This window comes from Xanthomonas sp. F1 (assembly GCF_014199855.1).
Map to the genome: position 1 here is coordinate 990,557 of NZ_JACHOK010000002.1, position 21,786 is coordinate 1,012,342.

The window sequence follows — 21,786 nt, forward strand, 5'->3', positions numbered from 1 at the left end:
TCGCTAAGGGAAGTTGTCGATGCGTCAGGCGGATGTGTAGTGCGCTCGGGTCTAAACGGTGACCCTTTCCTGGATCAGGGATGCCGTCGTCGAGCACACCTTGCCCACGGTCGCTTTCTCGTGGATCCAGGAGAAGTGGCTGTTGTCTCCGAGGGTCTGCAGAGTGAAGGACGAAGGCGGCAGCAACGTATCGAGATTGTTGAAGGGTGAACTCGCGTAGTACTCGAAGACCTTGCGCTGCTCGTCGCTGCGGTGGTCGGAAATCGGCTCTACGGCCTTGAAGAGCACGATGTTGTCGGCGGTTTCCGCCAGCGTTGCCAGCGCCTTCTGGTTTGGTCTGTAACGGTGATTGATCGGGTCGAGCGAGTTTCCATGCTTGGGCAGGCGTAGGTCGTCTACCGCCTTCTCCACATTGAAGAACGAATCGACCATGAGCAGATTCGAAACCGCTTCACCTTCGCGCAGCAATTGCAGCGACATCTCCAGGGAGACGACGCCGCCGAAGCTCCATCCGAAGAAGTTGTAGGCGCCGCTTGACTGCAGCTGGCGTACGTGGTGCATGTAGTATTTGGCGATTTCCTCGAAGGACTGCATGGGGCTGTGCAGGTGCACGTTGTTGAACAGCACCAGGCGTAGGGTGGGGAGCTGTTTCGCCAGGTTGTTGAGGTAGCTTTCCGCCCCGCCTTCGCCCGGCGGAAGGACGAACAGGGTGGGGCCCGCAGCGGCTTCGTTGATGACGAAGTAGGGCTCGAAATCGAGGGTGTGGCGGCGCGCGGGAGAAGGCCTTGCAGGTTCAGCGCGTCGCGTTGCGTGCTTGCCGACATGCGCGCAGAACGCCTGCAGTGCCGCCTCCAGCGATTTGGCGAATTGCCCGGCCTGTTCGGCGACCAGGCGGCTGTCCACATCCACCACCATCCGCGTCCCGATGCAGCGTGCGGTGATATCTATCACGCAGTCGTTCGCGTGTTGGTCGCTGCTGGACGTGCTGATGCCGCACATCGCCGGATCCAGTTGCCAGCGCGCGGTGACATCATGCGCATCGCCTGCGTCGGCGGCGCCCGGATCGGCGAAGCTGCCCAAGTAGTTGAAGCTGACCTCGGGAAGCGGGGCAGCACCGCTGCCGTAGGCGCCGCGGAGCGCGCCGTAGCCGATGCCATTGCAGGGAACGCAATCGCGATTGGCGCGTGTCGCCGCCAGGCTTTGCCCCATGTCGTCCTCGCTGACGACGGCGAGTGGGTACATGGCGGTGAACCACCCCACGACGTCCTGGACGTCCGGAGCACCCTGCAGTACTTCCCGGCCATGGCTCTCCATGGTGACGAAATGGCGGGTCCGGCCAGTAATGCCGCGCAGCGCCCGCGCCAGCGCGGCCAACATCAGGTCGAGCGTGTGCGCCTCGCCGGCTCTACGACCCCGGCCCATCAACACCGTCGTGTCTTCGTCGCTGAGCGCAAAGCGCGTGCGGTGGCCGGCGACGTTGGAAGGATCCGCGCGTAGTGCCGACCGTTCCGCCGCGACCTGTTGCGCGATCTGCTGCCAATACTGCACTTCTCCGGTTGCGGGGACATACGCTTGCAACGCCTGGGACCAACGGCGGATGTCGCCCGCCGGTGGATCCAGTTCGGCGCCATGGTAGAGGGCTTCCAGATCGCGGCACAGGATTTCCCAGCTCACCGAATCCACGATCAGGTGATGCAGGGACATCCAGATGCGCGCCGAACCGTCGGCGAATCCATGGACCACGGCGGCCCTGCACAGCGGCCCGCGTTCCAGGTCGAAGCCGCCCTGCAGTGCAGCCAGTTGCCATGCCAGTGTGTCTTCGCCCGAGACGCGCAGATCGATGGCGTGGAGTGGAATGTCGCTGTCCTGAGCGTAGAACTGAGCGATGCCTGCGGGGGTTGTCGTGGTAGCCCTGTACCTGAGCCGGAATGCATCGTGGTGTCGTGCCAGCCTGCCGAGGGCGATGTGGAGTCGGCCCGTGTCCAGCGCAGGAGTGCGGATGGTCAGGTACTGGTTCCAATGCCCGCGGTCGTGCAGGTCCTTGGCGAAGAACCACGCCTGGATGGGCAGCAGCGGACATTCGCCGGCAGGTGCCGTATGGACCTGCGCAGGCAGCGTGTCTGCCGGATCCTTCAGGACATGTTCGGCGAACGCGGAGACGGTGGGAAAGTCGAAGACGTGTTTCACGCTGACCTTGTGGCCGAACGTTCTGCGGATCTGGCTGGTCAGGTGCAAGGCGGCGATGCTGTCGCCGCCGATCTGGAAGAAGTCGTCGTGGATTCCGACCGCCCGGCCATGAAGCACATCGCTCCAGATACGACAAAGGCGCGATTCGGTCCGTTGCGAAGGTGCCGCGTAGAGCGCGACGGATTCCGTTGGGCGCAGACGCGCCAGCGCGCCTGTATCGAGCTTGCCGTTCACGGTCAACGGCAGAGCATGCTCCACCCTGATCAGGCTCGACGGCAGCATTGCCGATGGCAGCTTCGAACGCAGATGGCGGGACAGGGCAGTTTCGTCGAGCCCTGGTTCGGCGACGTAGTAGCAGATCAGCCGGTCGTTGCTGTCTTCGTCGCCACAGTGGGCGATCACGGCGCATTGCGTCATGCCGGGGAAGGATGCGGCCACCTCCTCGACCTCGCCGGTTTCGATGCGAATGCCGTTGATTTTCACCTGCTGGTCGTTGCGGCCGAAGAACTCCAGTTCGCCGCTGTGGCGACGGCGGGCTAGGTCTCCGGTCTTGTACAGGATGCCGTTGCGCCCGTGTTGTCGATCCTCTGCGCTCTGGAAGGGATTGGCGATGAAGCGTTCGCGCGTCAGCGCGTCGCGATGGAGATAGCCTGCGCCGACGCAATCGCCTCCCAGATAGATCTGGCCAAGGCCGCCCACCGGCAGTTCGCGCAGTGTGTCGTCAAGGATGAGCAATGCGCTGTTCGGGATGGTTTGACCGATGTCGTTACGGTACAACGCGCCGGGCGCGAAGTACCTGATGGTGTTGTAGACGCTGGTTTCGGTGGTTCCGTAGGCGTTGTACAAGGGCCCCCGGTACTCCTGGCGGATCTTTTCGAAGTGGTGGCGTCGAAATGTTTCGCCCGCGACAAGCACTGCGTTTAGGTGATCGAATCGTGACAGGTCGAATAGCTGTAGGTGGGTAGGGGTACCGCTGATGTAGCTCAGGTGTTCCTGATTCATGCGTCGATAGAATGCGTCGTCGAAGACCAGCGTGGACTCGGGAATGATCAAGGTGTTGCTGCTCAGGATCGACAACAACAACTGCTCCACCGAGAAGTCGAACACGTAGTTGGCGAGGAAGAGCACGCCCTGGCGCGGTGATCCGACCTCGGCATCGCCGAAGTAGCGGCGCGCAAGGCCTTCGCGGAAGCTCAGCACGTTGCGGTGCCTGACCAGTACGGCCTTGGGCCTGCCGGTGGTGCCCGACGTGTAGATCGCGTAGGCGCGGTGGTCGCCGCCCGCAGTCGTTGCCGGGTTCGGCAACGTGGCCTCCTCCGGTGGCAGCGTCTGCACACTCACGACGGGCATGTCGTGATGGCGTACCAGTCGCTGGACGCGCTGTTCGTGGGCGGCTTCCGTCACCACGATGCGCGCGCGGGTGTCTTCCAGCATGAATGCGACGCGTTCGTCGGGATAACCGGGATCGATGGGCACATAGGCCGCGCCGGTTTTCCATGCGGCCAGAATGGCGATCACGGACCACTCCGTCTTGTCCAGCACTAGCGCGACGAAATCGTCGGGTTCCAGCGATACGCGGTTCAACAGGGTGTGTGCAAGTTGGTTGGCGCGTGCATTGAGGTCGGCATACGTCAGCCGCGTGTCGCCATGCACCAAGGCGACATCGTGCGCCATGTCCGCGGCGATCCGTTCGAAGGCGGCGTGCAAGGTATCGGCCGGTCGCAGTGGGACCAGGGGCGTCGCCGGCAGTGCGCACAAGTCCGTGCCGACATAGCGGATGTCGGACAGCACTGCGGACTCGGACATCGGCGCGAGACGGCAGAATTCCTGAAGGATATGCCGGTACGTGGCGATGATGCCGTCGATGCTCGCGGCGTCGAATAGCGACGCGGCATAGGTGAAGTTGACCGCAAGCCCGTCGGCCTTTTCAGAAACGGTCACGGATAGGTCGAACTTGGCCGTGGTTCTGCCTTCGTCCTCCGGCACGTGCACATGCATCGCCGACCAGCCATCCTCCACGGACTCCCTGTTCAACAGGCTGAAGACCGCCTGGACGACGGGGTGGCGGCTCGTGTCCTTGGCGACTTCCAGGCGCTTGACCAGTTGTTCGAACGGCAGGTCCTCGTGCAATTGCGCCTGCAGCACGACGCCGCCGACGTCCCGCAGGTAGTCCAGCAGTCGGTCACCGCTGTCGATGCTGGTCCTCAGCACCAGCAGGTTGACGAAGAACCCCACAACGCCATCGAAATCGACGTGCCTGCGATTGGCCGATGGGGTGCCGACGATCAGATCGTGCTGCCCGCTGTAGACCTTGAGCGTGAGGTAGTAGGCAGCGAGCAGGACGCTGAAGAAACTGGTACGCGTGGTCTGCGCCAGGACCTTCAGTTGATCGGAGGTGCCGATGTCGATGTCGAAGACGATCTCTTGGCCGAGATAGTCGAATTGCGCTGGGCGCGGATGATCGAGTGGCAGGTTGAGCGGCCGCCAGTCGGCGAGCGAACGTTCCCAGTAGTGGAACAGTGCCTCCATGCGCTGCTCGGTGAGCTGCTGGTGCTGCCAGAGAGCGAAGTCCGCATAGGTCGCCTTCAGGGGCGGCAATGCGTCGTAGGCCGTCCCTTGCAGGAGCGCCTGCAGCTCCTCGCGGAAGATTCGCCACGACCAGCCGTCGAAACAACTGTGATGAAAAACGAGGCTGGCCACGATCCGGCGGGGCATGCCGCCGATGGTCAGAAGGTGGGCGCGAATCGGAAGTTCCTCGTCCAGCCTGAACACATGACCGGCTTCGGCCACGAGCAGCGCATCGAGCCCATTGCGGTCGGAGACATCGGAACGTCGCAGTTCGAACCGCAGCAGCGCTTCCTCTGCAGGAAGAATGCGCTGGATACGGCCGCCCACGTCCGTGCCTTGCAGGAGGGTACGTAGCGCCGCATGGCGTCGCAGCAGGACGCGAAGCGCTGCGGCGACGTCGTCCTGCGCAGTGGGGCGGTCCAGATCGATCGCCAAGGCGAAGGGGATATTGTAGGCGGCAGTGCCATCGACCAGGTCGTCGATGAACAGCAGGCGTTCCTGTGCCAAGGACGCCGGCGGCATTGCGCCGTACGCCTCGGCCAGACCGGCGGGCGAGGCACGATCGGAGTCGGTGGCATCTGCGTTGGCTTTGAGGAAGCGGGCCTGCGCGGCGATGTTCGGATGCGCGAACACCGCGGCGACATTGAAGTTCTGCGCGAAATGCTGGGTAATGGCCTGCGCCAGCTTGATGGCGCGCAGGCTGTCGCCGCCGACGCCAAAGAAGTCGTCGCGGCTGCCGATCCGGTCCGGGGCCAGGCCGATGACATGTGACCAAAGTCGGCAGAGTTCCCGCTCCATTTCGTTCGCGGGGGGAGCGTAGTCGGTGTCGCTGGCAATCGCGAACTCGGTGGGCGGCAGGCGCTTGACATCCAGCTTGCCACTGCCGGTCACTGGAATCTCGGGAATCCGGATGATGCGCACCGGGACGATGGCCTGCGGCAACCTGGCCCTCATCCATTGCAGGAGCTCGGTTTCCTGCAACTCGCCGGCGCTGAGGTAGAAGGCGACCAGGTACTTCTGCGAAGCGCCGGCGGTGGAGCCCGCATACTCGCGCGCCAGCACGATCGCGCGTGCGATGCCCGGGTAGGACGACAGGGTCGCCTCGATCTCGCCCAGCTCCACGCGTTGGCCGCGGATCTTCACCTGCATGTCGTTGCGGCCGAGATACTCAAGCTCGCCGTTAGGCAGCCAACGCACCAGGTCGCCGGTCTTGTAGAGGCGTGCATTGACACCCCGCGCCCCTTCTTCCGCCGTCTGGAACGGATTGGAGACGAAGCGCTCTGCGGTCAACTCGGGGCGATTCAGATACCCGCGCGCCACGCCGATGCCGCCGATGTAGAGTTCGCCGATGCCGCCGACCGGCACGCGCTGCATGCTCGGGTTCAGGACGTAGCAGGCGGTATTGGCGACCGGATGGCCGATGCTCTTGTCCAGGCGCGGCACGTGTCTGGGATATAGACGCTTGTGGCTGGTGATGGAGATCTCGGTCGGTCCGTAGCCATTGATGATCAGGCCATCGAAGGTCGAGCGGATCTTGTCGAAGACCGGCGTGGTGAAGTCCTCGCCGATGGCATCGATCCGCTTCAGCGAGGGAATGCTGCTGTACTCGTACAGCGACAGCACCGATGGGGTGCCTGACAGGTAGGTGACCCTGTGCAGGTTCATGTAGGCATACAGCCGCGACGTGTCGCTGCGCATCGCATCGTCGAGCATCACCAGGGTCTGCCCGGACAACAGGGCATCGGTCATCTGCTCGACGAAATGGTCGAAGACATAGTTGGAGAAGGACAGAATGGCTTCGTCGCCCTGATCCTTGCGCAGCCCGAACAACTGCTCGAGCGATGCATGCAGGTTCACCACGCCCCGGTGCTCGATCAGTACCGCCTTCGGCCGGCCGGTCGTGCCGGACGTGTAGATCGCATAGGCCAGATCGATACTGGCGACGGAGATCTCCAGATTGTCCGCTGCATGGCGATCCAGAGGCAGGTCCTGGAGGCCAAGCACCTGGCAGGCAAGCTCGTCCACGAGCTGGCCAAGCCGCGCTGCGTGTGGAACGTCGGTCAGGACCAGTTGCGCCTTGGTGTCCTCGAGGACGAAGCGGATGCGCTCGTCCGGATAGGACGGGTCGATCGGGACGTACGCGGCACCGGTCTTCCACACGGCGAGAATCGCCGTGATCATCCACTCGCTCTTGTCGACCACCAAGCCGATCAGATCGTCGGGCCTCAGCGCGACGTGTGCGATCAGCAAGCGCGCGAGCTGATTTGCGCGTCGGTTCAGTTCGCGGTAGCTCAGTTGCTGCTCGCCCGCCACCACTGCAATGGCGTCCGGCCAGCGCTCCACCGCGATTTCGAATGCCGCGTGCAAGGTGCGCTCGGCGGGAAAGTCGGTCCAAGTCCGGTTCCACGCTTCGAACCGGCGACGATCGCCGTCGCTGACCAGTTCCAGCGCCTGTACGGGGCATTCGAAGTCCTTCGGAATCTGCTGGAACACGGCGTTTAGCGTTCCCAGCAAGTTGTCGATGGTGTCGTCCTCAAACAGTTCGCCGGCATACCACAGATCGACTTCGAGCGCGTCGCCGTGTTCCCGTGCAACCACGGCGATCGGGTAGTCGACTTTGTCTGCGTCGTACGACTTTTCGAAACACAGGTATTCGTGGTGCAGCGCAGCCTCGTCTTCGCCAAGCAGCCGCGGATAGTTTTCCAGCACCAGCAGGGTCTCGAACAGGCGCCGCTTGCTGCCTGTGGTCTGGACCATGAACAGCTCTACCGCACTGCGGCTGTTCATTCGGTTGATGGCTTCCTGGATGTCGATCAATGCTGCGGCGATCGTCTTGCTCGCCTGCTCGGCATGATCGACGATCGCGGGGAGGGTGTTGATGTAGAGGCCGACCGAATCCTCGATGCCGTCGACCGGCAAGCCGCGACCGGAGACCACCGTGCCTACTGCGGTGATCGGGTGGCCGCCGAGCGCGAACAGCACCTTGTGCCAAGCGAACTGCAGTACGGAATGCATGGTCACCCGGTTCTGCGCGCACCAGCCCTTGATGGCGTCTACGCAGCGCGCATCCACGGACAATGTCTTTGTGCGGTGTTCGAGGATCCTGTCGTATTCGCCGAAATCGGCTTTGTAGCGGTGCTGCGCATTGACGATGCCGGCAAAATCGCCTCTGTCGCTCAGCCGTTCGAACTGCTCCTGCCAGTACTGCAAGTGCTCGTGCCGATGCGATTCCAGGTAGCGTTGGGCGGCAATGTAGGCGGCGTCCTCCTGCAATTCGATCGACTCGCCCCGCCGCAGCTGGATGTAGAACCGGTGAACGTTGTCGTGCAGTAGCGGAAGGCTCCAGCCGTCCAGGATGATGTGGTGGCAGCTGAACAGCAGCGAGTACAACTGCTCTTCCTGCTTGATCAGATAGACCCGGAACAGTTGGCCTTGATCGAGCTTGTAAGGTTCCATCCGGTCGTGTCGCTGCAGGGCGGCCAGGTAGGCGTCGCGCTCGCCGCGGTCGTGCATCTGGCTCAGGTCGATGTAGCGCCACGCCAGTGAGGCATCGTTGCGGTCGATCCGCTGCAGGGCCTCTTCCCGCCATTCGAAGCGCAGGGACAGGCTTGGATACTTGCGTTGCGCAAGACGCCATGCCTGGCGCATGGCATCGGCATCGATGGCGCGGTGGTAGTGGTGAAGCGATTGCATGACGTAGGCGTCATTGGTGGTCGCGCTCTTCATCCACTGGTAGAGCATGCCTTGCTGAAGTCCGGTGGCCAGCATCGAGACGCAGTCGCCGCCGCCGTCGTCGCTGCGCGGGACAACCGGCGCTTCGGCCTCCTGTGCGACTTTGAGGGTCAGGTGATGGGACAACTGACCGAACGTCTTCAGCCGATATACGTCCTCGACGCTGATTGCGATGCGCAGCCGCTGCCATATCCGCATGATCAGCTGCAGGCAACGGATGCTCTGGCCGCCCTGGCGGAAGAAATCGTCTTCTTCGCCAATCTCGCCGGCGCGGATGCCAAGCACTTCGCCCCACTCGGCCTTCAACACGCCAACGATGCCATCTTCGGCCAACGCGGCGCTGTCCTGTTCCACGCCAGATGTGGGCAGGGCATGCAACCCGACGTCAGGCAGGGCATGCCGGTCGACCTTGCCATTGACGTTCACCGGCAAGACGTCCATGCGCACCATGCGCGCAGGGACCATCACGCGGATCAGGCGCGATTCGAGGAAGGCCAGCAGGTCGGCTTCGGAGACCGGTCGATCGGTGTCGGCGACGTAGTAGCCGATCAGACGCCAGTTCCCGGTTTCGATCGAGTCCCCGCGCGCGACCACCACGCATTGGCGAACGCCGGGAAATTCCAGCGCCCGCGCCTCGATTTCGCCGGGTTCGACACGCACCCCGTTGAGCTTCAGCTGGAAATCGCTGCGCCCCATGAATTCGATCTGGCCATCGGGCAGGAACTTCGCCAGGTCACCGGTCTTGTAGATGCGGGCGTTGCGGCCAGAGACCCGCTCCTGCCCGGTCTGGAAAGGATTGGCCAGGAAGCGCTCGGCGGTCAGCTCCGGCCGGTTCAAATACCCGTTCGCCACACCGGCGCCGCCGATGTACAACTCGCCGATGGCACCGATCGGCACCTGCTTCATGTTCTGGCTGAGGATGTAGCACTTCACGTTGCGCAGCGGCCGGCCGATGCTGCGGTCGGTGCGGGTGGCGTCTCCCGGCGGGTACTCCTTGATGGCAGTAACGAATGCGGTTTCGGTGAATGCGTATTCGTTGATGATCCTGCCCTGGAACTTCTCGCGCAGGGTCCGCAGGCCGGAGGGCGTCAGTTCCTCACCGACCAGCAGCAGCCGCTTCAGCGAACTGCAGTGGCTGAGGTCGAAATGCTGGAGTACAGACCGCGTCCCGTTGAGGTAGCTGATGTGGTGGTCGGCGACGAAGCGGGGAAAGCGCAGCGGATCCAGCCTTACGTCATCCGGAACCACGACCAGGGTGTGCGAGTTGATCAGGGCGATCAAGGTCTGTCGCATGAATGGCTCGAATACCAGCGCAGCGAACAAGGCGACGTGCTCGGTGCCCGCATGACGCATCTGGTAGCGTTCGGAGAGGTCGGTGATGCTGTTGACGACGCTGCGATGAAGCTTGGCCACCCCTTTGGGAATGCCAGTGGTCCCGGAGGTGTAGGTGACGTAGGCGACTTGGTCGGAGCCGAGGCCGAGATTCGGATCTGTAGCGGCGACGCTGCCGTCCTGCAACGCCTGCTCGATGTCGACGAGTTCGACATCGAGGCCGGCGTCGGACAGCATCTCCTGAAGGCGATCGAAATAGTGGCGATGCGTCAGGATTCGCCGCGAACCGGTGTCCTGCATCGTGAACCGGATGCGCTCGGGCGGGTAGCTCGGATCGAAGGGCGTGTAGGCCGCGCCCGCCTTCCACAGCGCAAGTGTCGCGACGACGATCCTGTAGTTCTTGTCGAGATACAGCCCGACGATCTCGCCGGGTTTCACGCCCTCCCGCAGCAACCAGTGCGCCATCCGATTGCATCGCTCGTTCAGCTCGCCGTAGGAAAGACGATCCTGGCCGCACACCACCGCGCAGCGCTCGCGCGACGCGCTGACCGCTTGCTCGAACAACTCGTCCAGGCGCGAAGCTTCCGGGAAGTCGCCGTCGGTGGCGTTCCAGTGCTGCAGCTGTTGCTTGTGGTCTTCGGATATCAGCTCCAGGTCGATCATCGTGCCGTGCGGTCGCGCCACGATCTGGTGCATCACTTCCACAACGATGTCGAGAACGCCTCGCATGGTCTGCTCTTCGAACAGATCGGGTGCGTAGCTCATGTGCAATTGCAGGCAGCGGTCGGCCCGGTCGTCGTGCACGAGCAACGTGAGCGGCAAGGTCATTGCGGACAATGGAAGGCGATCGGCAGCGTCGACCACGATGGCATCGAAGCAGCTCTGACCGAGCAGCGCTTCCGCCGGGACGAACCCGGCATCCTGGCGCAGATCATGCTCGATCTCCTGGATTGCCTGCAGACAACGCAGTGACGATTGCAGCCGATGATCGACGATGGACGGTTGCAATCGCGCAGTCGCGTCGCCGCTTGGGTCTCGGCTGCCACGGACATAGCCAACCACCGTCTGCGTCCCGTTGCCATAAGCTTCCAGCACCCTGTGCAGGCTCACCAGCGCCATCGCCGCGACCGAGGTGTCCGGATTGCCGGTGATGAAATCCATCAGGTCGGCATAGTCGGCGTGGCCTATCACCGCAGACACGCGATGCGCCGAGCCGAAGTCGCGGCCGTCGTCCCTGACCACGATCTTGTGGCGCCATGCATCCTTCAGAAGGATGTCGAGATCGCAGCGATCATTGTGTGCGGCACCGATGCGCTGACGCCAGTCGGCGACGTTTGAGGGGATGCGTGAGTTGCTCATGGTCGTAATAAGCTCCCTGCTGTTGCAGCAATGGGGACGGGCATTGCCGCTGAGACGAGACGCGCTGCCGGATGGCTGAAGCAAGCCTTTCATGCCGAGCGGGTTGCTTCTGCCGGCGGTACGCGCGCGGCGCGCAATGCAGGCGCGAGGACCGCACCCTGGCCGAGCAGCAGCAGTACGACCACGCCGACGAGGATGTAGAGCGGCGAGAGCCTGGTCAGTTCGAAGGAACTCATCAGCCAGACATTCAGTCCGATCGCAAGCACGCTGCCGACCACCACGCCGATCGTGCCGATCAACAGGTTTTCGGTCAGAAAGTAGTTGACGATGTCGCGCTGCGTCGCCCCCAGGGCGCGGCGTACGCCGATTTGTTTCCGTCGCTGGCCGACCCAGAAGCTGGTCAACCCGACGATCCCCGCCGCGGTGACGCCCAACAGCACCAGGGAGATGGTCCCCATCAGGTAAGCCGTTCCGCGATCGCTTTTGTAGACCTGCTGGCGCACGGTCGTGAAGGTGCGAATACCTCGCTCGGCCGGGAAGACACGCATGCGATCGAGCTTGACCAAGGCCGCGGGCGCCGAACGCATTACCGCATCCAGCTGCCCCGGTTTGGCGCGCACCAGATAGGTGCTGTTGCTGCGCGTCAGCCGCATCGGTAGCAGCGTGGCGTTGTCCATGTAGCCATAGCTGTCGGCGCCGGACCAGGAGGCCTGTAGATGATCGACGATGCCGATCACGGTGCTCGGCGTTGGATCCGTGTTGCCCAGGTAAATCGCCTTGCCCAGTGCAGCGCCGTCCGGGAAGACCTTGTCGGCGAGTGCCTTGGTAATGATTACCTGACCGGGCCAGGCGAAATCGTGCTCGTCGCCGGTCTGGATCTCGCTCGGGTGGAAGTTGCGTCCGGCGATCAACCTGGCGCCCATCGTGGACAGACCGTGGTCGTCGATGAAGTACAGCTCGGTGCGGGCCATGCGCTCCCGTGCATTCGGATCCAGACGGACGCCCTCTGGCCAGCTGTCTCCGCCCAAGGGAAACGAATTGCTTTCGGTGGCGTCCTCCACACCCGGCAGGCGGCGCAACGCCATCAGATCAGCGTCGATCAACGGCGGGATGTCCTTGGGCGCAACGCCCACCCGGTCGCTCTGGATCGTCAGCAGCTCGTGTTCCGCCAGGCCGGTGGGCCGGTAGATACGTTCGATCCGGTGCTGGATGATACACAGCGCGTTGCAGACGACCGCCAGCGTAAGGGCGATCTGCAAGGCGATCAGGATGGTGCCGGCCTTGTGCTTCTTGAGCGCGGAAAGAATGGGAGCGAGTTGTCGCATGGTTGTCGTCTCAGTTCGCTTTCAGTTGCCAGGCCGGTTGCACCTGCGCCGCACGCCAGATCGGGTAGAGGGCCGCGATGACAGTGGCGAGCGTCGCCACCACCAGGGTCAGTACTGCCAGGGATACGTTCAACTCGGCCAAGCGCGCTATTTCCGGCTCGAATACCAAGTCGGTGCCGAGCATTCCCAGGCCGGTCAGCAGCAAGCCGAGCACGCCGCCGGCCAGGCCGACGGTGCCGGCTTCCACGAGGAACTGCATGTAGATGGCGCTGCGCGGTGCGCCCAGCGCACGGCGTATGCCGATTTCCGCCGCGCGGCGCATGAACTTGGCAAGCAACAGACCAATGGTGTTGACCAGGCAGATCAACAGGAAGCCCAGGCCCAGCAGCGCGGAGATCTTCGATTCCGGTGGCACGATCTTTAGGTAGTCGAGCCATTGCGCGACATCGCGCAGGCGCGCGTTGGGCGGCCAGTTGAAGCGCCCGGACTGCTGCTGTTGCGCCGAATAGTTGCGCAGGTAGTTCAGATAGGACTCGGCGCTCGCCTTGTCGGGCAGTTGGACCCAATAGGCGATCCATGCGCATTCGGACTGCAGCCATGCCTCCCATCCCGCGCCGGGGGTCTTGTAGCAGCTGCGGTTGCCATTGGTCGGCAACTGTAGGTCGATGGCATGGGTGAACGGGATGAACAGCTGCGCGGGTTTGTCGAATCCTCCGGTATTGGCCGCGTCGTAGAACAGCGGCTGGGGATTCCAGCGGTCCATCACCCCGCGGATGCGATAGCTTCGGCCATCGATATTGATCTCCTTGCCGACACTGTTGGCGCCCTTGAAGAGGCTATCGTTGAGCGAGCGGCTGATCACCGCCACCGCCGCGCGCGACTCGTCCTCGGCCGCCGACCATCCCCCGCCGTAGAGGAACGGAACGTCGAACATCGGGAAGGCGTCCGCGTACGTCGCGTAGCTGTTTACCTGGAACGGCAGCAGCGCCATGTCGGCAGGCACGATCGATGCCTTGATCGGGTAGAGCGCTGTCTGCCGCGTCGCGCGACGGTCGCGCATCAGGGCGATGGTGTCCTTGTAGCTCAGGGCGCGCGGTGGTTCGCCACCGTTCTCGATGGTTTCGGTGGGTCCCCAGTTGTCGATCTGCGCCACGAACAGCTGTGCGGATTTCTCGGGAATCGGGTTGCTCGAGGTGGCGCGGAATACTGCATAGGTGGTCATCGATGCGGCCACGCCAACGGCGATCGACAGCACCATCAAGCCGGTCAATACGGGATTGCGCATCAGGCTGCGCAACCCAAGGTGGAAGTAGTAGCCAAACATCGTCGCTCCTTCATGAATTGCCGACCGAGGCGCCGTTCGCGGGCGCCAGGAATTCGTCCCGTCGTCCTATGCCTCTGTCGCCACCCGGGTCTCGCGCCGCAGTGTGTTGGCGTCGAGGAATCTGCAGATGTCCGGCGCGTAGCTTTCCAGGGCTTCGCTGGTCAGCAGGATGTTGTGGTGATATGGAACCTTCAGTTCGGTCACGTCCCCGCGGATGTATTCCTTGAAGAATTCGTATTTCTCGGGGCGATCGGAGTCCTTGGCGATGATCATCAGTACGCGTCCATGGAAGGGCGATGGATCGCGGTAGTAGGCCAGGCGGATGTTGTTGCTCTGGATGGCGCTCATCCGCGCGATCATGGTCTGCTTCAGGTCATCCGACGCCGTCTGGTAGTCCCTGTAGCTGGAAAGGCGCGATTCGAGGTCGAGGCGATGTTCTTCGACGGCCTGCTGTGGCCACTCCTCGTCGTAGAGCGGTGCGCCATCGATCATGATCAGCTTGGCCACCGCTAGGCCGCGCTTCTGCATTTCGGCGGACATGGCGTGGGCGACGATGGCGCCGAACGACCAGCCGAGCAGGTGATAGGGCCCCGTGGGCTGGATGACCTGGATCTGCTCGATGTAGTCGGCGCACATGTCGGTGATCGTCTCCGGCAACGTGTCGTCGTCGTTCAACCCGCGTGCCTCCAGCGCATAGACAGGCAGATCCACGGGAAGGTGTCGCAGCAGCGCCATGTACGGGCGCCCGAATCCGCTGCCGGGATGGATGCAGAACAGCGGGGCACGCTCACCGCTGCGCTTGAGTGCCAGCGGCTTGCCCTGCGGCGGGCGCTTGGTGAGATCGTCGATCTTCAGCGCGATGCGTTCGATGGTCTCCTCCTCGAAGACGATGCGGATCGGTAGATTCACGTTGAATGCCTTGTTGACCCGCGCCACCAACAACGTGGCGAGCAGCGAGTCGCCGCCGAGGTCGAAGAACGCGTCGCGCACCCCGATGTCCTCAATACCCAGTAGTTGCTGCCAGATCTCCAGGAGCTGGAACTCGATGGTGGTGCTCGGCGCGACGCAGGTCGTGCCGCCGCCACGGACATAGAGCTGCATGCTCGCCGGATCCTGTGGCGACTTGTCGATCCACTTCTCCATACGCGCCTGCAGATCCACGGTCGAATGCACGAGCTGCGGTACATCCGACCAGGACAGTGCGTATGCCAACGCGTGCGCACCTTCGGTGCCATCGACGCCATGGGTGGTTTCCTTGGCCGGCTCGCCGGCGAAATGCCAGCCGTCCCAGTTGATGCTGAGCCACGCCTCGTCGCCTTGCGCATGCCGTGCGCTGGCAACGGCGTCCATGTAGGCGTTCGCGGCGGCGTATGCCGAAAAGCCCAGGCCGCCCAGTACGCTCGACAGCGATGACATCAGGACACAGAAGTCCACCCGGCGGTGTTTCAGCACGCGCTGCAGCACCATCGTGCCCTTGACCTTGGGGAGAAATTGGGCGCGGCTGCGCTCGAGCGTCGTGTCGGCTAAGGAGTGCATCGAGTCGCGGACCTGGCCCGCACAATGGATCACGCCGTCGATGTCGCCGAAACGGATCTCGGCCTGCTCGAAGGCATCGATCATCTGTGCCTCATCGGCAACGTCGGCCTGGCAGACGAGGACCTGCGCGCCCCTGGACTCGAGCGCGAGCAGCCGTCCGAGCTTGGGAACCACAGGGTCGCTCGGGCTGCGCTCGGCGATCCAGTTGGCCCATAGCGAACGCGGCGGCAGTTCGTCGCGCACGATCAGCACCAGCTTGGCCGACATCGCCGCCAGATGGTCGGCGAGCGCGTACCCGACCTTGCCGAGACCGCCGGTGATCACGTAGACGCCGCCGCGTTTGATGCGCGGCTGCAGATCTTCGTCCGGCACCTTGCGGTGCTCGTATGTCTGGGTCCAGCGCGCTCCGTTGCGAAAGGCGACCACGCCGTCGTTGCGTTCGATCATCAGCTCGCCGAAGAGGCTGGCGCTTGCCGCGGACAGGGCGTCCTCGCCGCGGTGTTCCGTGTACGGGTCGCTGAGATCGATGAGCCGCGAGCGCAGGTTCGGATATTCCTGCGGAGCCACCTTGCACAAGCCGACGACCGGCGCATGATGTGGCGCCAGCAGTTCTGCGCCGGTCACCCGGAACAGATCGTGAGTCACCACGTGCATCGTCGCGTCGTCGGCCTGCAGCCGCGCCATCAGAATGGCGATGGCGAACGCCAGGCTGCAGTAGCCGTTGCGCTGCTGCGCCAGGAACAGATCGAATCCGTGCAGTTCGTCCTGCGCCTGACACCGGTCCAACGACCAGAGGTGTACCAGGCGATCGATGCGCAGACCATCGCGTTCCAGGTTGTCGGCGAGTTCGCCATAGTGGCGCGCGTCGTCGGCAACGATCGTGTAGTCGTCCGGGCCAAGACGGGCGAACAGATCGCCAGTGTGCACCACGATCGTCCGCTGCCCGACATGACGCAGTTGTTGCGCCAGGCGCTCGCCGATTCCGCCGCGATCGGCCATCACCAGCCAGGTCAGCGGGTGGATGGCGTGAGCGCCACTGGGCCTGGCCTTGCTGCCGCGCAACCGCCACAACGGGGCATAGAACCAGTCTTGCTGATGCGGAAGGCGCGCGGCGGCGGTCGCTGCTGACTGCGCAACGTGACGGGGGGCATCCACCCAGAACCGGCGGCGCTGGAACGGATAGGTCGGCAGCGGCACGCGTTGCCTGTGCGCGGGAGCGTGATAGGCGGCCCAGTTGGTGACACCGACGCCATGCACCCAGAGCTGGCCGAGGCAGCGCTGCAGCGATCGGGCGTCATCATCCGACGTGGTGGCGTGGCCGAGGACCGGCAGCACGGCATGCGCGCTTGCATGCACGCGCTGCCGAACGAAACCGCTCAGTGCCTGCCCGGGGCCCACCTCGACGAACACGCATCGGCTCCTCAGTGGCGAGGTCGGCGACAGCAGGGCGTCCATGCCTTCGGCGAAGCGGACCGTGCCGCGCAGGTGCCGCACCCAGTACTCCACGTCGGTCGCTTCCTCGGCGGAGATGAAATCGCCGCTCAGGTTCGACACGTAAGCGAGCCGCGGCGCATGCAGCGACACGCTGCTCAGCGTCTCGCGCCATGCGGCGAGCATCGGTTCCATCATCGCCGAATGGAAGGCATGGGATGTTTCCAGTTCCCGGCAGTCGATGCCTTCTGCGACCAACTGTTCGCGCAACGCGGCAATGGCGGCGGGTGTACCGGAAACCGTGCATTTGCCCTTCGCGTTGACTGCGGCGATGTCCACGGCGTGGCCGGACAGCCTCGCCCTCAGGCGCTCCTCGTCCTCGTGCACGGACAGCATCCGCCCCGGTGCCATTGCCTGCATCAGCCGGCCACGCGCCGCGACAAGCATCAATCCATCTTCCAGGGAAAACACGCCCGCCAGACACGCGGCGACGTATTCGCCCAGGCTGTGGCCGATCATCGCATCCGGAGCGAGCCCGTAGGACTGCAGCAGCCGGGCCATGCTGTACTCCACGGCGAACAGTGCAGGCTGTGCAAGCCTGGTCTGGACCAGTTGCCGGTTGGCATCTTCGCGTGCGTCAGGCGATGGATACAGCAGTGCGCGCAGGTCCAAGCCGAGCGCGGTGCGCAATCCTTCCGCACAGGCATCCAGTTGTTCGCGGAAGACCGGTTCGGTCTTGTACAACGCGCCGGCCATGCCAACGTGCTGCGCTCCCTGGCCGGGGAACATCCAGATCAGCGAAGCGTGCAGACCCGACGACTTGGTCGCCTCGGCGTTGGCCGAGGTCAGCGCTGCCATGGCGTCCGCGGCCGTCGTGCAGACCACCGCGCGGCGCCAGGCGTGCGTCGTGCGGCCGGTTTGCAGCGTGTAGGCCACGTCTGCCAGCGGCGCCGCCTGGTCGCTACGCAGATAGTCCGCAAGCTGCATACTTGCCGTCTGCAGGGCTTCTTCGCTGCGTGCCGACAGCAGCAGCAACTGCGCCGGCCGCGTCGCCGGGCCGCTCGCCGCCGCCGGCGCTTCCTCCAGGACGACGTGCGCGTTGGTGCCGCCGATACCGAACGCGCTGACGCCGGCGCGGCGCGGCCCGTCTTGCGTGGGCCAGGGGCGCAGTTCGGTATTCACATAGAACGGGCTGGCTGCGAAGTCGATCTCGGGGTTGGGATGGAGGTAGTTGATGTTCGGCGGCAACTGCCCGTGTTTGAGTGCCTCCACCGTCTTGATCAGCCCGGCCATGCCGGCCGCGGTATCCAGGTGGCCGATGTTGGGTTTGACCGAGCCGATCGCGCAGCGTTGCGCCGGCTCGCCCGCGAATGCGTGGCTGAGCGCGCGAATTTCGATCGGATCGCCCAACACGGTGCCGGTCCCATGCGCTTCCACATAGCCGATGCTCGCCGGCGACACGCCCGCATTGCGCTGCGCTTGCTGGATGACCCGTGCCTGTCCGACCACGCTCGGTGCGGTGTAGCCGACCTTGTCGGCGCCATCGTTGTTGACCGCCGACCCTTTGATCACGGCGTGGATGGTGTCGCCATCGGCCACAGCATGGTCCAGCCGCTTGAGCAGTACCACGCCCGCCCCGTTGCCGGCCCGCGTTCCCCGAGCGTCGTGGTCGAACGCACGGCAATGGCCATCCGGCGAGTTGATGTTGCCTTCCTCGTAGCGATAGCCGCCAGGACCGAACTCGGCGATGCCGGCCGCACCGGCGAGCGCCATCCGGCTCTCGCCCTGCGCCACGCTGCGGCAGGCAAGATGCACGGCCACCAGTGAGGTCGAGCAGGCGGTGTTGACGTTGACGGCAGGACCCGACAGGTTCAGCTTGTAGGAGATGCGCGTGGCGGCGAAGTCCTTGCTGTTGGCGTGCACGATGCTGGTGCCCAGCGCCGAAAAGGCATCCAACTGCGGCAGCAGGTGTTGCAGCACGTACTGGTTTTCGCCGACGCCGACGAAGACGCCCACCGGCCGTTCGCTTCTGGCATCGCCGTAGCCTGCGGCCTCCAATGCGTCATGCGCGCATTCCAGCAGGATGCGCTGCTGCGGATCGGTCACTTCCGCCTCGCGCGGCGTGAAGCCGAAATAGTCGGCGTCGAAGTCGGTCACGTTGTCCAGCAGGCTTCGCACCGGCACGAAGCCGGGATGGTCGAGCAAGGCAGGTTCCACTGCGGCGTCCAGCAGCTCTTCCCGGCTGAAGCGGTGCAGCGATTCCACGCCGTTGGCGATGTTGGCCCACAGGGTGGCGATGTCGCTGGCGCCGGGAAAACGGCCGGCCATGCCGATCACCGCGATCGCGCATCCAGGGTCGGCGGGGGCGGACTGTTCCGGTGCCGGGTCGGCTGCCGCCGGTTGCTGTGTGCCCACCGACAGGTGCTCGGACAGTCTGGCGATCGTTGGATGCGCGAACAGATCGGTGATGGAGACGTCGATGCCGATGTTGTCGTGGATCTTCTGCCGCAGCGCGATGATGTGCAGCGAGGTGCCGCCGACATCGAAGAAGTTGTCGGACATGCCGACGCGATCGAGCGTGAGCAGTTCCTGCCAGATGCCGGCCAGCAGCGTTTCGACCTGACTTCGGGGCGGGACGTAGTCGTGGCGCGAGAAGGCGCCGTCGTCCGGCGCCGGCAATGCGGTGCGGTCGAGTTTGCCGCCAGGGGTCAGCGGCAATGTGTCCAGGATGACGAACGCGGCTGGCACCATGTAGTCGGGTAGGCCGGCGGCCAGATGGGTACGCAGCTGCGCGATCAGTCCGGAGGGGCCGTCGTTGCTGCCGGCTTCGCTGTGCGTGCGGGGGACGACGTAGGCCACAAGGCGCTTGTCGGTACCCTCGCCACGCGCAAGCACGACGTTGTCGCGCACGTTGGGGTACGCAGCCAGACGGGTCTCGATCTCGCCCAATTCGATGCGGAAGCCACGCAGCTTGACCTGGTGGTCGTTGCGGCCGAGAAATTCGATGCTGCCGTCGGGCAGGTGGCGCGCCAGGTCGCCGGAGCGGTACAGGCGGGCAGCGGGATCGGCGACGAAGGGATCCGGCAGGAAGCGTTCGGCGCTGAGCGCCGGACGATTCAGGTAGCCGCGGGCGACGCCGACGCCGCCGATACACAGTTCTCCCACCGCGCCTGGCGGCACCAGTTGACCATGCGCGTCGAGGATGTAGACGCGGGTATTGGCGACCGGGCGGCCGATGAGCGTTGCAGGGTCTTGCGCACGTACTACCTGGCTGGTGGCGTTGACGGTCGTCTCGGTCGGGCCGTAGCAGTTGAACAGCGTCGGCCTGACGCCCCCGTCACCGAACCAGGCCTGCAGGGCGTGCCGGCTGGTCGCTTCGCCGCCGATGACGATGTGGCGCAGTGTCCGCGGCGCGCGCGCTTCGCTCCACGCGTCGGCCCATTGCGACCAGAGCGAGGTGGGCAGGCTGAGCGCGGTGATGCCGTGGGCGGCGCAAAGCTCGTTGAACGTGGACGCGGAGGCAAGCCATGCGTCGGTCCGCAGGACCAAGGTGGCGCCGCTGCAAAGCGCGCCGAAGATTTCCTCTACCGAGACATCGAAGCATGGCGACGAGAACTGCAGGAGGCGATCGTGCGCGGTCAGCCCGTAGAGGCTTTTCAGTGCCCAGATCTGATTGCAGACCGAGCCATGTTCGATCATCACCCCCTTGGGCGTTCCGGTGGACCCGGAGGTGTAGATGACGTAGGCCAGATGGCGGGCGTGCAGGCCGAGGGCGTGCGGATCCGGATCGGTGTGCGGCTGCTGGTGCCAGGCCGGATGCGGCTGGTCCAGGTCCAGCACCTGGCGGTTCGCCATCGCCTCGGCGCCGAGGGCGACGCGGCCGGCGGCGTCGACCAGCAGCAGGGCCGGATCGGCATCGTCGAGGATCTGCTGCAGGCGAGCGGCGGGATAGTCCGGATCCAGCGGCACGTAGGCGCCGCCGGCCTTGAGGATGGCGAGCAGGCCCACGACCATGGCGAAGGAGCGCTGCACGCACAGGGCGACCAGGCCATCGGGGCGCAGGCCCTGGGCGATGAGGTGGTGCGCGAGCTGGTTGGCCTGCGCGTTGAGCGCGGCGTAGCTGAGCGTGTGCGTGTCCAGGACCAGGGCGGTGGCGTGCGGGCTGCGCTGCACCTGCGCCTCGAACAACTGGTGCAGGCAGCGATCGTCGGGATAGGGCGCCGCGGTCTGGTTCCAGGTCTCCAGCAACAGCTGGCGCTCCTGCGGCGCCAGCAGGTCGATGCGGGACAGGGGCTGGTCGTCGGCCTGGACCATGGCTGCGAGCAGGGTCAGCAGGTAGCCGGCCTGGCGCGCGATGGTGGCTGCATCGAACAGGTCGGTGGCGTAGTGGAGGTGGCCCTGGATGACGTCGCCGACCTCGCCCAGGCTGAGCTCCAAGTCGAACTTGATCCGGTCGAAGGGCGTGGCCAGCGGTTCGGCCAGCAGGCCGGGCAGGTCGAGCGTGCCGGGATCGTTGTTCTGCCAGTCGAACAGGACCTGGAACAGCGGGGCGTGCTCCAGCTGTCGTGGCGGATTGATCCGCTCGACGATCTGCTCGAAGGGAACGTCCTGGTGGTCCTGGGCGCCCAGGGCGGCGGCGCGCACGCGTTCGAGCAGGCCACTGACGGTCGGCTCGCCGGACAGGTCGATGCGCAGCGGCAAGGTGTTGACGAAGAAGCCGACCAACGGCTCGATCTCCTGCCGGCTGCGGTTGGCCGACGGAGTGCCGATGACCACCTCGTGCTGGCCGGCCAGGCGCGCCAGCACGGCGGCCCAGGCGGCGGCCAGGGTCATGAACAGGGTGGTGTGGTGCTGCTGGCCGAGGCGTTTGAGTGCGCGGGTCAGCGTGGCATCGAGTGCGATCGGCACGCTGGCGCCGGCATGGGAGGGCGTGGCCGGGCGCGGCCGGTCGGTCGGCAGGGTAAGCAGGACCGGCGCATCGGCCAGGCAGCG

Annotated in this window: 4 protein-coding genes and 1 pseudogene; all 5 read right to left on the reverse strand. The window is 64.6% G+C overall.

Features of this window, described 5'->3' with window-relative positions:
* Positions 1–51: 51 nt before the first annotated feature.
* On the reverse strand, positions 52–11,178 hold the full coding sequence (locus tag GGR71_RS08865; RefSeq protein WP_160959063.1) for a non-ribosomal peptide synthetase: 11,127 nt from the start codon (positions 11,176–11,178) through the stop codon (positions 52–54).
* Positions 11,179–11,267: 89 nt separating this feature from the next.
* Positions 11,268–12,503 (reverse strand): ABC transporter permease, encoded by a 1,236-nt coding sequence (locus GGR71_RS08870; protein WP_160958802.1) that lies wholly within the window; start codon positions 12,501–12,503, stop codon positions 11,268–11,270.
* A 10-nt stretch (positions 12,504–12,513) separates the two neighbouring features.
* Positions 12,514–13,827 carry an ABC transporter permease gene (locus tag GGR71_RS08875; protein ID WP_160958799.1) on the reverse strand — a complete coding sequence of 438 codons (1,314 nt, stop codon included), beginning with the start codon at positions 13,825–13,827 and terminating at the stop codon, positions 12,514–12,516.
* 66 nt (positions 13,828–13,893) lie between these two features.
* Complete coding sequence (locus GGR71_RS08880; protein WP_456362602.1) at positions 13,894–21,042, reverse strand: amino acid adenylation domain-containing protein; 7,149 nt, start codon at positions 21,040–21,042, stop codon at positions 13,894–13,896.
* Positions 21,043–21,096: 54 nt separating this feature from the next.
* Positions 21,097–21,702 (reverse strand): annotated as a pseudogene (locus GGR71_RS21040) (condensation domain-containing protein); the annotation flags it as partial.
* Between the last annotated feature and the right edge of the window lie 84 nt (positions 21,703–21,786).